This is a genomic window from Kribbella amoyensis (assembly GCF_007828865.1).
Classification (GTDB): Bacteria; Actinomycetota; Actinomycetes; order Propionibacteriales; family Kribbellaceae; genus Kribbella; species Kribbella amoyensis.
The window spans coordinates 110424-123657 of record NZ_VIVK01000001.1; the positions used below are offsets into that span (position 1 = coordinate 110424).

A 13234-nucleotide genomic window follows, 5' to 3' on the forward strand; every position below is an offset into this window, starting at 1 on the left:
ACCCGCACCCCGATTGCGCCGCCGGCCGGGAGAGCGGCGCTCACTCGACGGTCAGCGGTACCGGGAGTCCCCAGGAATCCGGGCTGTCGTCGACGGCACCACGGAGCGCGCAGCCCGCCTCGACCGCGACGTTGAACTCGCCCGTCCCGTTGGCTGTCGCGCGAGCCGTACTGTCGCCGCCGTCGCACTGCTTGAGCACGGTCACCCCGGCCCCGGCGTACGGGATCATCGCCTTCGCGTCCGGCGAGTACTTGAGCGCCATGTACCGGACCTTGGCGGAGCCGTCGCTCTGCGGTTCGGCGAGCGCGGTCTGCTGGATGTCGGTGCCGTACCGGATGTCCACGGGCAGGTCCTCGAAGGTGACCCCTTCGGCCCCGGCCGGACCCTTCCACGTACGCGCTCCGAGCGGATCCCCGTCGTACACGTGCACCCTGGCCGCCGATTCGGTGAACTGCACGCCGTCAAGGTGCTGGTTCCCCTGCCAGCTCTGCCAGAGCACCCCGGCCGGTACGTCACCCGTGCACTGCTGTTTGGCGACGAAGAACGCGGCCGGCGAGTACAGGTACCCCTTGACCTTGCCGTCGGGCTCGGTCGTCATCACCAGTGGCGGCTCTTCCCCGTCGGTCTGCCGCTGATCGGGCGACGCGCCTTCCAGCTTCAGCTCGCACCGGACGCCCTGCGCCTCGGCCCGGCCACCTTCCTGATGCCCTGCCGCCACCCCCGCCATCGCGAAAGCCAGCACGAACAACCCAGCGGCAACCTGCACCCGCACGGCCCTCACCTCCACCCGAGCCCCCGCCTCACACCCCAACCCTGGCACAGCTTCCGCTCAACCTCGCAAACCCCCGCCCTCCCTTGACCTAACAACAACACTGACGGCCGCGCATCGCCGTACATCGCTGACGAAAAGACCGTGCAGGTAGGGGAGTTCCTGACACGAACGCCGCAGTGGTCTTGCGCTCTGTGATCACCGGACGCATGGTCGAATCAGGGGCGAGCGAAATGGCTAGCAGATGGATGGGCGCGGTGGCGCTGGCCGCGGTGCTGCTGGTGGCGGGATGCAACGACACCGTCGAGAACCGCGGCGACCAGGCCCCGCCCAGCAGTACGGAACCGATCAGCAGCGTGACCGTCTCGGGAGAAGCGGAACGGGTCACGGACGTCGCGGCCTACGCCATCAGCGACGAACAGGCGCGGGAGATCCTCAGGAAGTGCTCCCGGTCGGGCGGAATCCCGGGCAACAGCGAGGACTGCGCTGCCGTCGTCGAGGATGCCACCAGGGACGAGCCGCCCGTAGCTCCCCGGAACTGCTCGAGTACCTGCCTCTGGGTCGGGCTGATCGCCAAGGACCAGCGGGTCTTCTCGAAGATCGCTCCGAACAGTCCGGTCTGCAGCGGCGAAGAGTCGCAGATCTGCGACGTCGTCGTGTTCTCGCCCAGGGTCGCCCCGCCGTTGCCGCCCACCACGACCAACGGCACCACCTCGACAGAACCGACCTCACCCCCCACCTCGGAGCCGACCTCGCCCTCGACAAGTACCGACGAACCGCCCTCGCCGAGCGAGCAGCCATCACCCGAGCCGGAACCGCCCAGCACCTCATGACCGCCGCGGGCGACACCGGAACCGAGTCGGCGAGCGGACGCGGACACCGGTGGGACGCGGCGCTCGAGGTGTTCGCCTTCGTCGCGCCGACGACCTTGCTGACCGGTGTCCTCTACTACTTCGGCCTGGTCAGCGCGCGGGCGTACTACTCGTACTTCGGGGTCAGCCTGAGCGCCCTGGACTTCTCCACCACCACGTACGTCGCGCGGTCGGCGGACACCTTCTTCAAGCCGGCCGCGACGTTCCTCCTGGTCCTGGCGGTCGCCTTCGGTGCGCACCACCTGCTCAAGTACGTCCTCGGCGATCGCGATCACGGGTGGGGGCGCGGGCTCGGGTACGGGCTCATCGGCCTCAGCCTCGTCACCTTGGGCGTCGGTCTGGCCGGTCTGTACGGCATACCGCGGGGGCTATGGTCGCCGCTCTCGCTGGCCGCTTCCGGGCTGTTGTTCGAGTACGGCCTGTGGGTCCTCAGTACCTACGGCCGGCCGGCGCCGGCGATCAAGTCCCTCGCCGTCGCGGGGATCTACCTGCGCCGCGGGCTGATCGCGGCGATGGTCTTCATCGCGACGTTCTGGGCGGTCACCAACATCGCGCAGGATCGCGGCACGGCCAACGCCAGGCTGGCCGAACTGTCACTGCGGCTCCAGCCTCAGGCCGTCGTCTACAGCGAACGCGATCTGCACCTCCTGCCCGGGCGCGGGATCGGCCTCAAGAAGCTGGACGGCGAGGACAGTGCCTATCGCTACCGCTACAACGGTCTGCGGCCGCTGGTCTACTCCAACGACCGCTGGTTCCTCCTGCCGGTGGGCTGGACGCGCACCAACGGCGCCACCGTGATCGTCCTGCTGGACGACCCGAGCCGGGTCCGGGTCGACCTCGCGCCTTCGTCCCGCTGACCCGACCCGGGGGAAGGACAGACCGGCCCCGGCGGAGTCGCCGGGGCCGGTCTGGTGATGCGGGGTAGATCAGCGCAGGTCGAAGCGGTCCAGCTCCATCACCTTGACCCAGGCGGTGACGAAGTCGGTGACGAACTTGTCCTTGGCGTCGTCGCTGGCGTAGACCTCGGCGAGGGCGCGCAGCTCGGAGTTCGAACCGAAGACCAGGTCGGACCGGGTGCCCGTCCACTTCACCGCGCCGGTGGAGTCGACGCCGTCGAAGGTCTCGGAGTCACCGTTGTTCGGCTTCCACTCGATGCCGAGGTCGAGCAGGTTGACGAAGAAGTCGTTCGTCAGCGTGCCCGGGTTCTCGGTGAGGACGCCGAGCTGGGACTTGTCGTAGTTCGCCCCGAGGACGCGCAGGCCGCCGACCAGGACGGTCAGTTCCGGCGCGCTCAGGGTGAGCAGGTTCGCCCGGTCGATCAGCAGGAACTCGGCCGGCAGCCGGTTGCCCTTGCCGACGTAGTTGCGGAACCCGTCCGCGATCGGCTCGAGCGCGGCGAACGAGTCGACGTCCGTCTGCTCCAGGGTCGCGTCCGCGCGGCCCGGGGTGAACGGGACCTCGACGTCGTGACCGGCGTTCTTGGCCGCCGCCTCGACGCCCGCCGAGCCCGCGAGCACGATCAGGTCGGCCAGCGAGATCTGCTTGCCGCCGCTCTGCGCCGCGTTGAACTCCTGCTGGATCCCTTCGAGCGTGCGCAGGACGGTCGCCAACTCGTCGGGGTTGTTGACCTCCCAGCCACTCTGCGGCTCGAAGCGGATCCGGGCACCGTTCGCGCCACCCCGCTTGTCACCGCCGCGGAACGTCGACGCCGACGCCCACGCGGTCGACACCAGCTGCGCGACCGACAGGCCCGACGCGGCGATCTGCGCCTTGAGGGCGGTGACGTCGTCCGCGCCGACCAGCTCGTGGGTGACGGCCGGCAGCGGGTCCTGCCAGATCAGCGTCTCGCTCGGGACCTCGGGGCCGAGGTACCGGACGATCGGGCCCATGTCCCGGTGGGTCAGCTTGAACCAGGCGCGGGCGAAGGCGTCCGCGAACTGGTCCGGGTTCTCCAGGAAGCGCCGCGAGATCTGCTCGTAGATCGGGTCGATCCGCAACGCCAGGTCGGTCGTCAGCATCGTCGGCTTGTGCTTCTTCGCCGCGTCGTAGGCGTCCGGGATGATCTCCTCGGCGTCCTTGGCGACCCACTGGTGCGCACCGGCCGGGGACTTGCTCAGCTCCCACTCGTGGCCGAACAGGATCTCGAAGAAGTCGTTGCTCCACTGCGTCGGCTTCGTGGTCCAGATGACCTCGAGCCCGCTGGTGATGGTGTCCGGGCCCTTGCCGGTGTTGTACGTGTTCTTCCAGCCCAGGCCCTGCTCCTCGATCCCGGCGCCCTCGGGCTCGGCCCCGACGTACTGCTCCGGGTCCGCGGCACCGTGGGTCTTGCCGAAGGTGTGGCCACCGGCGATCAGGGCGACGGTCTCCTCGTCGTTCATCGCCATCCGGCCGAACGTCTCACGGATGTCGCGGGCCGCGGCCAGCGGGTCCGGGTTCCCGTTCGGGCCTTCCGGGTTCACGTAGATGAGCCCCATCTGGACCGCGGCCAGCGGGTTCTCCAGCTCACGGTCGCCGGAGTACCGCTCGTCGCCGAGCCAGGTGGTCTCCGGGCCCCAGTACACGTCCTCGTCCGGCTCCCAGACGTCCTCGCGACCGCCGGCGAACCCGAAGGTCTTGAAGCCCATCGACTCCAGCGCCACGTTGCCGGTGAGGATCAGCAGGTCGGCCCAGGACAGGTTCTGGCCGTACTTCTTCTTGACCGGCCAGAGCAGCCGGCGGGCCTTGTCCAGGTTGCCGTTGTCCGGCCAGCTGTTCAGCGGCGCGAACCGCTGCTGCCCGGCCCCGGCGCCGCCACGGCCGTCGTGGATCCGGTACGTCCCGGCGCTGTGCCAGGCCATCCGGATCATGAACGGCCCGTAGTGTCCGAAGTCGGCCGGCCACCAGTCCTGCGACGTGGTCAGCACCTCGGCGATGTCGGCCTTCACCGCGGCCAGGTCCAGGGTGCCGAACGCGGCGGCATAGTCGAACTCCGCGCCGAGCGGGTTCGCCACGGCCGGGTTCTTCGCGAGGATCTTCAGGTTGAGCTGGTTCGGCCACCAACGCCGGTTGGCACTGCCCCGGGTCGGGTGCGTCGCGGCTCCGTGCGCGACCGGGCAACCACCCTGGCTCGCGTCGTTCGATTCACCCCTGCTCTCGGCGTTCGCGTCGGCAGGGAGGGGCTGGTGATTGTCGTCAGACATCGATGTCCTTCCGGGAATTTCGGCATGGCTGAAGATCAGGAACTTGGAGCAGCGGAGCAGGCGGGGCACAGACCCCAGTAGATGACCTCGGCCTCGTCGATCACGAACCCGTGGTCGTCCGCCCCGGTCAAGCACGGCGCATGCCCGACGGCACAGTCGACGTCCTCGATGGCACCGCAGGACCGGCAGACGGCATGGTGATGGTTGTCCCCCACCCGCGACTCGTACCGCGCGACAGACCCCAACGGCTGGATCCGCCGGACCAGCCCCGCCGAGGTCAAAGTGTTCAACGAGTCGTAGACGGCCTGATGCGACACGTCGGGAAGTTCGTTGCGCACAGCACCGATCAGCGAATCCGTGTCGGCATGAGCATGAGCATGCACAGCCCCCAGAACAGCCAACCGAGGCCGAGTCACCCGCAGACCCGCCCCCCGCAGCACCGACTCCAACTCCGCACTCGTGGGCACCCCCGGAGTCTGCCCGCTTTTCTGGAACGAGTCAAGATTACGTGACACGACCAGTACTTCGGACGTCGGTACGATGCCCCGCACAATGACCACCATCGTGACCCTCAACACCCGAGGCCTACCGCTGAAGGGCACCCGCATAGCCGAGCGCTGCACCAAGATCGCGACGGAATTAGGGGCCGGCGACATCGATATGGTGTGCCTGCAAGAGGTCTTCACATACCGCCAACTGGCGCACCTGAGGCGGCCCTTTCCGCACGTGGCCTATCGACGCTCGGCGCTCGGTCCTGCGGGTGGACTGGTCATACTGTCGCGGCTGCACTTGGCGGGATCGGAGTACGCGCGCCTTCCGCAGCCGAGGCGTGGGTCACGGTTGCCTGTGCGGGCTCGGGTCAATGCACTGCGCAGCGGGATGCTGTCCGTTCGGCTGGCCGACAGCGGGGTCCGCGTGGTCAACGTCCACCCGGTGGCCAACACGGACGGGGACTGGTCGGAGGGGAATCGGTTTCGTCATGTACAGAGCGAGCAGTTCGATGCGCTCGCCCGGGTGGTTGCGGCTGACAACTCGCCGACTGTGGTGTGCGGCGACTTCAACACTGCGCGATCCAGCACCCTGCATGGCGATCTCTGGCGGCGGACAGGGCTGCGCGATGCATTCAACGGCGAGTGCCCACCTACGTTTCACCAAGAGTTCCTCCCGCCGGGAAGCACGCCCCACTGCATCGACTTCATCCTGGCGACCGAAGGACTCGGAGTGGAGGAAACCGACCTGTTGTTCACCGACAGGCGGAGGATGACGAGCGGTACGGGCTATGTGTCGGACCACATCGGACTGCTGGCTCGCCTCGGAATCCCCTGACCCCAGAGCAAGTAGGGGACGCCAGGGTCGGTCGCCAGCACTGGGTGGTGCTCAACAAGACATCTCATGCAGATCCGGTCAGAACGGCAATCCAGATGCCTGCAGCAAACAACTTCGCCGGCGTGGTGAGGCGAGGAATGAAGTTCGGCTGATGAATCGCGCAGTCCGGTCCCTGGGATGTCATCACGTCGTGATCAGTCGACGGATGGAGCCGGCGTCGACCAGTCGGCGGTCAGCCCTTTCGATCTCGATGGGAATAGCCTGCTCCACCGCGAAGCCTGGATTCGGATACTCCTTCACCCGCCGCAGTACGCCCTGAATGAAACAAGCCTAGCGTTCAGCCGCGAGAGCCAGTCGAACTGTGTTGTCAATCGCTCCCGCGACGAGTGCCGGCTCATCGACCTGAACGTAGTGCCCGCCCACGCTCGCAACCTTGCGCTCAACGCCCAAATGGTCTGCGAGCTCGCGATGGTTGCGCTGCCATCTCGCATCGAGCTCTCCCAGGCTGAACGGCTTCCAAAGGTGGGGCGTCTTGGAGTTCAGCCACCGGCCGACGCGACTGGTGATGACGACGCCCGGTACCTCAAGGTGCCGCCGGCTTTCTGCGGCCTCCTCGGCACCGAGCTTCACATCGAACGATGCGCCGTCATCGCGGTCACCGTCTGGAATGACGAGCTTCGGCGTCTCGATGTCCAACCACAGCTGGACATCGCTCGGGTCGACCAGCACCAACCCAGCGAGCTCCGCCGTCCAGCGAGCCGCAAAGATCTGGGCGACCACGGCCCCGATCGAGTGACCGACCAGCACATATGGCGCCGGGATCTCGGCCGCCTGAAGCAGCCGACGCAGCTCGTCTGCCGCGTCTTCAAACGACCGCGGCGTCGGATCCGGCAGCGCGCCACTCGCGCCGATGCCCGCTCGAGCGTAGGTCAGCACACGCACAGAGCTGTCCAGCGCCGCGATGGTGGCTGCCCACGGTTCCCCGGCGTCGCCGGATCCGGAGCTGAAGACCACGGTCGGCGCACCTTCACCAGTAATCTCTGCTGCCAGTCGGTAACCGCCAACATCGAAGTAGGTAGCTGCCATGTGTTCGATCGTAGTGCAGGTGCCGCTACGATGCATGAGACTGCATAGGGCGATCTGGCGTGAGGAGGGCATATGGCTGCAGACGTGACGCCGCCGCAGCGCCGTGCCCGGCTCGGTCAAGAGCTCCGTCGCCTGCGCAGCCTGGCCGGCCTGAGCGGTGATCAGCTCGCGGCTCGGGTCGGCATCTCGCAGGCCAAGGTGTCGCGCATCGAGACCAATGTGACGGCGCGACCCGCCATGGATGTCATCGCACGCTGGCTCGACGCGGTTGAGGCAACCAGCGAGGATCGTCAGCGGGTGATGTCGCTGGCGGAAGCCGTGGTCACCGACATCAGCAGCTGGCAGGCCATCCATCGCGGCAGCTTGGAAGACCGGCAGCGCCAGCTGCTTGAGCTCGATGAGCTGGCCAGCGACATCCGCCACTTCCAGCCGTTCCTCGTGCCGGGTCCATTCCAGACGCCGGAATACGCCTATGCCGTCATCGAGTCGGCCCGGTTCTCAGCTGGCACCGATGTCGATGAAGCCGTGGCCATGCGTATGAAGCGCGGCGCTCGGCTCCGTGATGACCAAGACGGTCCGCAGTACCACGTCGTGGTGACTGAGGCCGCCGCACGCTGGGTCCCGCAAGGCAACAGCCACTTGCGGAGAGCTCAGCTGGAGCACCTGGCCCTCTGCGCTCAAGCAGAGCGGATCACGCTGCAAATCATCCTCAACGACGCCCCAATGGAGATGTAGCCAATGACCGGTTTCGTCTGGGTGACGTACCGCGATCCGGCGCAGGCTCCGGTGGTGCGGGTGGAGACGCCGACTGTCGGCCTGGCGCTCGGCGGCAGCGAGGACCTCGCGACGTACGGCGTCGTGTGGGACCGAATGCTCCGTGCAGCCATGTCTCCGGAAGAGTCGGTGGGCTGGCTTACGGTGATTGCACGCAACGCTTCGTAGTCGAATACCAACCGATTGGAGCACTGCCATGATGTCTCCCAACCGCCCCGAACTGTCGGCCTTCACCAGCTGGCACAAGGCCACCGTCAGCGCGGACGACAACGCCTGTGTCGAGGTCGCCACCGAAGCCTCCGGCTGGACCGCCGTGCGCGACTCGACCGACCCGCAGGGCCCGGTTCTGATGTTCACCCCGAAGGAGTGGGCCGCCTTCCTCGACGGCGCCCGCAAGGGCGAGTTCGACCTCTAATCACCGCAGATGGAAGACGCGACGGCTCCGGTTCGCAGCAGGCCAACGATCCCGGGACGGCTGCGCGCAGTCATCGCAGCGGCTTCCATCTCATCGATCGGTGATGGCGCGTGGACGGCGGCAGTCCCTCTCGCGGCTGCCGCCGTCACCCGCGATCCACTAGCTGTCAGCCTCGTCTCGGCCGCCGCGCTGCTGCCCTGGCTAGTGGTCTCACCATTGGCCGGCGCGCTCGTCGACCGATGGCCGCATCGCCTGACGCTGATCGCGGCTGATTCGATTCGCGGACTGACCGTAGCCCTGATCGCGCTTCTTGTACTGGTCGATGAGATCTCCGTGCCAGTACTGGCGGTCGGTGCGTTCATCGTCATGGCAGGCGCGGTCTTTCACGGTGCCGCTGCCCAGTCGGTCGTTGCCGACCTGACTGACCACGATGCCGATCTGCGTCATCGCGTTAACGGCTCGGTCTCGGCCGCGGAAACAGCTGGAGCCTCGCTGATCGGGCCACCCGCTGGATCAGCGTCATTCGTTCTTGCGCCCTGGCTGCCCTTCGTCGCTGATGCCGTCTCGTTCATCGGTTCCGCGGCGTTACTCCGCGCCGTCCCCAAGCAACCACCGACGACCGATGAGGTGACCGCGCCGCGCGAGTCGCTCCGATCCGCAATCTGGTCCGGCATGACCTGGCTGGCCCGGCACCGACAGCTGCGCACCCTGGCGCTGCTGACCGGCGCTGCCAACTTCACCACCACGATGGTCTATGCGCTGCTGGTTCTGTACGCCACCGGCAGTGACGGGCTCGGCTTGCGAGATCGCGACTACGGCCTTCTGATCGCCGCATTGGCGATTGGCGGCATCATTGGCGGTCCGCTGTCGCCACGTCTGCTCCGACGCCTGGACTTCCACCGTGCCGTCATCATCGCGATGTCGGTGCGCGTGCTGCTCTGGCCACTGCTGGCGCTGACCTCATCCGCCGTTGTCGCTGGCGCAGCGCTGGCCGTTGCCGGCTTCGCCTCCTCGGTCGTGACTGTTTCGGTCGTCTCCGCTCGACAGCACTTCACGCCACGCGACATGCTCGGCCGCGTCGTCACCACCTTCCGCACGCTGGGCAATGGGGCCGGACCGCTTGGCGCCCTCTTCGGCGGCATCGTGGCGAGCAAGTGGGGCATCGACGCGTGCTTCTGGACGGCCGGCGGCCTGATGGCGATCTGCCTTGTGGTCGCAAGCCGCACCGTGTTGCGGCGCTCATCCGCGACGAAGTAGCGGACGCCGCACAGTCACTTGCGCCTCACTGAATGAAACTGCATACTCGATGCCATACGACTATGCAGTCTCATTCACTCGGACTTCGTCTTTCGCCCTCATGCGAAGCGGCCCGAGTCCCCAGGGAGCTGACCGAACCATGTGGGTACTCGTCATCGCCATCGCCATCTTCTATGGCTTCATGCTGCGCGACATCGTCGAGGAGGTGCATGGCGAATGACGCCGCCGGCGGACATGCCGCTGCCGACCGACCGACGCGTCCGGGCTTGGCTCGGTGAACATCTGATCGCCGACTACATCGGTGAGGCCGATGCCGCGGGCTGCATGCGGTCACGCTTCCTGAGCCTGCGGGTAACAAACGAACCAGCCATCCCCGCGGGAATCCCCGATGCCCGAACCCAATGACGAACTCCCGTCTGCGCCATTGGTGGACGCAAGTCTGGCGGCGTCTCAACTACACCTTTCGCCGTTGGCGGGACGAGGGCTGAACGGCTTCGCCGAGGATCTCAGCAGGCCGGTGCTGCTCGGCTACTTGCGTCGCGATCTCCTGGTCGTCGACAGCCAGGTGATCGAACTCGAGCGCGACATGGCCGCCTTCGCGGAGGTGCGAGGCTTCGAGATGGGCCAGATCTACGTCGAGCGACCCGACAAGTGGCTCTCGGCATTCGAGGCGCTGGCCGACGCGATCGGGCGCTACGCAGTCTCCGCAGTCGTGCTGCCGAGCCTGCTGCATTTCACCGGGCTCGGCATGCCCACCGGTCTGCGCAACTGGTTCGAGCAGACAACCGGCGCCCGCCTCCTGGTGCTCACCCCCTGAACCGGTGGGATCGATGGCGAGTTCGTCCTCACCTCCTGGCGCGCAGTGTGATCGCTGCACAATCACTGACCCCGCCCTCGAATCGGTCCTTGTCCGAGTCGTCCTCTCCCCTGTGGAGGACTCGGCCGGGATCTCAACATGCCGGCTGGCGCGGGGCGTGAAGCAAGTCGCCCTGCGCCAGCCGCTCCACCCGTCAACTCGGCACCGCTCGGAAGTGAGGCACACATATGTCCCAAGTCGAACAGATGAAGATGCAGTTGAACGGCCTGGCCGACCAGTCACGGCAAGGCGCCGCCAGTTTGGCTGGCTTCAAGCAGCGCTTCGAACAATCCAGCCAGCAGGTGCAAGCCCTGATCCGCGGTACAGCAACGCGGGCCGACCAGGACATCGCCACCATGCTGGACGCCGCGGCCAGGTCGGTCGACCAGGCGGTGCAGTCGTTGCAGATCGCCGAAGCCGGTTGCCGCAGCTACGCCGACCAGATTTAGCCGGCCGAGGCACTGCACATGCCCTCCGAGCTGCAGCGGGTCGCCGAACAGCTGCTTGCCTGCCTGAACGAGGCGCCGCGGGCGGTCGGCTACCTGCACGACATGGCCAGGAAGTGCCGCGAGGCCGCGGCGTGGATTGGCAGCCAGAGCAACAACCCAAGCGCTCGCACGGCCGCCATGCACCTCGACGACGCGGCGCGACGCTGCGAAGAGTCTACTCACTCTCTGGCCCTGGCGGAGGCCCGAGCGAAGGAGTGGGTCGAGCAGATGGTGAGCGGCATCCGAACCGCCAAGCCAGCCGGAGGCTCGACGGGTCAACGGCGGCTTGACGCAGGCGGAGACAAGCTGCCTCGAGAACCCCAGCGGCAGGACGACAGAGACGACAAGCAAGAAGCAGACAAGACCACGGTGGCCGGCGATGAGACCATCCCGGAGGAACTATCGCCGGGACGACGGATCAGCGACGAGGAAGGGTACCGGTTACAGCAGAAGCTTCCGCGCCGGGAAGAGTCTGAGCTCACTCAACCGAAGACCCGCGGCCTGTGGGTTGATAAAGACGGCAGCGAGGAGCTACTGGTCAGCGGCCAACATGATGAATGGTTCCAGAAGGCGGCGGATTTCCTACGCGACCTCGGAATTCCGCCGAGGAACGGTGATAGCATCACGACGCCGTCGCATGTGGAAACAAAATTCGCGATGCGAATGCGAGTTCGGGGCCTGAAGCACGAGACGATTATGGTCAACAAACTGCCGTGTCCGGGCAAGTGGGGATGCCGGGCATTGATTGGCCTGATTCTTCCGCCGGGGTCGACCTTGACAGTGTTCGGCCCTGACGGGTTCAAGAAAACGTATCCTCAACCACCAGCAGAACGGGAGCAGTCATGAGAAGCCCTGTGTCAACCCGCCTCCTGCTGGGTGGGGTTGAGGATGTGTTGCAGAGCGTTGTGTTTGGTGGGGTTGTAGGCGGTGTTGTTTTGCCAGCAGTGCCAGATGACGAACAGCCAGGCGCGGGCGAGGATGCGGACGGCGTGGGGGTGGTCGTGGCCTCGGGATCGGGCTCGGTCGTAGAGGTCGGCTGCCCAGGGGTTGGCTCGTCGGGAGTCGCCGGCGAAGTCGGTGACGGCGTCGCGGAGTTGTTTGTCGCAGGCCCAGCGGAAGCTGACCGTGCGGAGTTTGCCCGATTGCCGGGTCGAGGGTGCGGCTCCGGCCAGGCAGGCGAGGGCTTCGGGGGTGGGGAAGCGGGCGCGGCAGTCGCCGATCTCGGCCAGGAGCCGGGCGGCGCGGACGCGGCCGGAGCGGGGCAGGCTGGTGAAGATGTGCTGATCGGTGTGCGTGGTGAGCTGGTCGCTGATCTGGCCGGTGAGGGTTTTGATCTGGTCGACCAGCGTGGTGAGCAGTGCGACCAGGGCGTGGGTGATCTGGGCGTTCAAGGTGGCGTCGTGGCCGGTCGCACCGCGGGGTGCGGCGAGCAGGTAGGTGTGCAGCGCGGCAGGGTCTTTCTTGCCGGAGTAGCCGACCGATGCCAGCCAGGCGCCGAGGCGTTTCGGCGAGAGCCAGTCGGCGCGGTCTTGGGTGTCGAAGCGGGTCAGGAACTGCAGGCTGATCGGAGAATCGATCTCGGCGAACAACCCGACTGCCCCGGGGAAAGCGTTCCGCAGGTGGGCGCGGAGCTGGTTCGCGACCGCGACCCGGTGAGCGACGAGGTCTTTGCGGGTCCGGCAGGCGCGGCGCAGTACGACGGTTTCGGGGCTGTCCGGGGTGAGCGGTGCGAGCCGGGCCCGATCGGTGCGCAGGGTGTCGGCCAGGACGTAGGCGTCGAATCGGTCGTCTTTGTTGCCGGCCGATCCGTAGCGGCTCCTGAGGTTCTTGACCTGGTTCGGGCTGATCACGACCACTGTGACACCGGCTTGCAGAAGGGCATCGACGACCGGGCCGTCGGGTCGTTCGATCGCGACCTCGCCGACACCGTTGCGTCCCAGCACGGCGATCAGGTCGCGCAGGCCGGCGGCGGTGTGTTCGACGGTGCACCGGTCGACTTCTTGGCCGCGGGCGTTGACGACCGATACGGCGTGGTCGTCGCGGGCCCAGTCCAGGCCGGCTGTGACGGCGTTGAGAGGTTCTTCGGGCAGGGTGTTTCTGGCAGACTTCACGTCAGCCTCCTCGCTGCTAGACCCAGTGGGGAGGCACCCTTATGTGGTGCCGGGACGCTGCTGCCGGTTCGCTCACTGATCGGCGCTCGCAGCACACAGCC

General features: G+C 66.9%; 14 protein-coding genes and 1 pseudogene. 9 read left to right on the top strand and 6 right to left on the bottom strand.

Annotated features, from left to right (window positions below; all coding sequences use genetic code 11):
• Window positions 1-40 precede the first annotated feature (40 nt).
• A complete protein-coding gene (locus tag FB561_RS00550) occupies window positions 41-772 on the bottom strand; it encodes a hypothetical protein (protein WP_145801858.1) in 732 nt (243 codons plus the stop codon).
• A gap of 397 nt (window positions 773-1169) precedes the next feature.
• The gene (locus FB561_RS37670; protein ID WP_170284542.1) at window positions 1170-1595 is read right to left on the bottom strand and encodes a hypothetical protein; all 426 of its coding nucleotides are present in this window, start codon (window positions 1593-1595) and stop codon (window positions 1170-1172) included.
• 3 nt (window positions 1596-1598) lie between these two features.
• On the opposite strand from FB561_RS37670, the gene FB561_RS00560 reads away from it, so the two are divergent.
• A complete protein-coding gene (locus FB561_RS00560; RefSeq protein WP_145801863.1) occupies window positions 1599-2498 on the top strand; it encodes a hypothetical protein in 900 nt (299 codons plus the stop codon).
• 69 nt (window positions 2499-2567) lie between these two features.
• On the opposite strand, the gene katG is transcribed toward FB561_RS00560, so the two are convergent.
• Entirely contained in the window at window positions 2568-4820 is a 2253-nt protein-coding gene (gene katG, locus FB561_RS00565; protein WP_145801865.1) for a catalase/peroxidase HPI, read from the bottom strand.
• A gap of 35 nt (window positions 4821-4855) precedes the next feature.
• Complete coding sequence (locus FB561_RS00570) at window positions 4856-5260, bottom strand: Fur family transcriptional regulator (protein WP_272952571.1); 405 nt, start codon at window positions 5258-5260, stop codon at window positions 4856-4858.
• Between the two features lie 112 nt (window positions 5261-5372).
• Here FB561_RS00570 and FB561_RS00575 point away from each other — a divergent pair, with 112 nt between their 5' ends.
• Window positions 5373-6146, top strand: a complete 774-nt coding sequence (locus FB561_RS00575) for an endonuclease/exonuclease/phosphatase family protein (RefSeq protein WP_202880510.1) — start codon at window positions 5373-5375, stop codon at window positions 6144-6146.
• Window positions 6147-6476: 330 nt separating this feature from the next.
• On the opposite strand, the gene FB561_RS00580 is transcribed toward FB561_RS00575, so the two are convergent.
• A complete protein-coding gene (locus FB561_RS00580) occupies window positions 6477-7232 on the bottom strand; it encodes an alpha/beta fold hydrolase (RefSeq protein WP_170284543.1) in 756 nt (251 codons plus the stop codon).
• Between the two features lie 72 nt (window positions 7233-7304).
• Here FB561_RS00580 and FB561_RS00585 point away from each other — a divergent pair.
• The 7 genes and pseudogenes from FB561_RS00585 (at window position 7305) to FB561_RS00620 (ending at window position 11868) form a co-directional block, all read left to right on the top strand.
• Window positions 7305-8174 (top strand): annotated as a pseudogene (locus FB561_RS00585) (helix-turn-helix domain-containing protein).
• A gap of 28 nt (window positions 8175-8202) precedes the next feature.
• Window positions 8203-8421 carry a DUF397 domain-containing protein gene (locus FB561_RS00595; RefSeq protein WP_170284544.1) on the top strand — a complete coding sequence of 73 codons (219 nt, stop codon included), beginning with the start codon at window positions 8203-8205 and terminating at the stop codon, window positions 8419-8421.
• 9 nt (window positions 8422-8430) lie between these two features.
• On the top strand, window positions 8431-9678 hold the full coding sequence (locus tag FB561_RS00600; RefSeq protein ID WP_145801878.1) for an MFS transporter: 1248 nt from the start codon (window positions 8431-8433) through the stop codon (window positions 9676-9678).
• Window positions 9679-9894: 216 nt separating this feature from the next.
• Complete coding sequence (locus FB561_RS00605; protein WP_145801880.1) at window positions 9895-10083, top strand: hypothetical protein; 189 nt, start codon at window positions 9895-9897, stop codon at window positions 10081-10083.
• Window positions 10067-10495 carry a hypothetical protein gene (locus FB561_RS00610; RefSeq protein ID WP_145801882.1) on the top strand — a complete coding sequence of 143 codons (429 nt, stop codon included), beginning with the start codon at window positions 10067-10069 and terminating at the stop codon, window positions 10493-10495. The genes FB561_RS00605 and FB561_RS00610 overlap by 17 nt, the downstream gene beginning before the upstream one ends.
• Window positions 10496-10740: 245 nt before the next feature.
• A complete protein-coding gene (locus FB561_RS00615; RefSeq protein ID WP_238334588.1) occupies window positions 10741-10983 on the top strand; it encodes a hypothetical protein in 243 nt (80 codons plus the stop codon).
• 18 nt (window positions 10984-11001) lie between these two features.
• On the top strand, window positions 11002-11868 hold the full coding sequence (locus FB561_RS00620; protein ID WP_145801886.1) for a DddA-like double-stranded DNA deaminase toxin: 867 nt from the start codon (window positions 11002-11004) through the stop codon (window positions 11866-11868).
• 11 nt (window positions 11869-11879) lie between these two features.
• Here the strand turns inward: FB561_RS00620 and FB561_RS00625 are convergent, their stop codons facing one another.
• Window positions 11880-13133 (bottom strand): IS110 family RNA-guided transposase, encoded by a 1254-nt coding sequence (locus FB561_RS00625; protein WP_145801888.1) that lies wholly within the window; start codon window positions 13131-13133, stop codon window positions 11880-11882.
• Window positions 13134-13234: the final 101 nt, after the last annotated feature.

Coding starts and splice junctions, on each gene's coding strand:
- FB561_RS00580 (WP_170284543.1), bottom strand. CDS start 7,232: ATGGCAGCTACCTACTTCGATGTTGGCGGTTACCGACTGGCAGCAGAG.
- FB561_RS00610 (WP_145801882.1), top strand. CDS start 10,067: ATGCCCGAACCCAATGACGAACTCCCGTCTGCGCCATTGGTGGACGCA.
- katG (WP_145801865.1), bottom strand. CDS start 4,820: ATGTCTGACGACAATCACCAGCCCCTCCCTGCCGACGCGAACGCCGAG.
- FB561_RS00560 (WP_145801863.1), top strand. CDS start 1,599: ATGACCGCCGCGGGCGACACCGGAACCGAGTCGGCGAGCGGACGCGGA.
- FB561_RS00595 (WP_170284544.1), top strand. CDS start 8,203: ATGATGTCTCCCAACCGCCCCGAACTGTCGGCCTTCACCAGCTGGCAC.
- FB561_RS00620 (WP_145801886.1), top strand. CDS start 11,002: ATGCCCTCCGAGCTGCAGCGGGTCGCCGAACAGCTGCTTGCCTGCCTG.
- FB561_RS00600 (WP_145801878.1), top strand. CDS start 8,431: ATGGAAGACGCGACGGCTCCGGTTCGCAGCAGGCCAACGATCCCGGGA.
- FB561_RS00575 (WP_202880510.1), top strand. CDS start 5,373: ATGACCACCATCGTGACCCTCAACACCCGAGGCCTACCGCTGAAGGGC.
- FB561_RS00605 (WP_145801880.1), top strand. CDS start 9,895: ATGACGCCGCCGGCGGACATGCCGCTGCCGACCGACCGACGCGTCCGG.
- FB561_RS00615 (WP_238334588.1), top strand. CDS start 10,741: ATGAAGATGCAGTTGAACGGCCTGGCCGACCAGTCACGGCAAGGCGCC.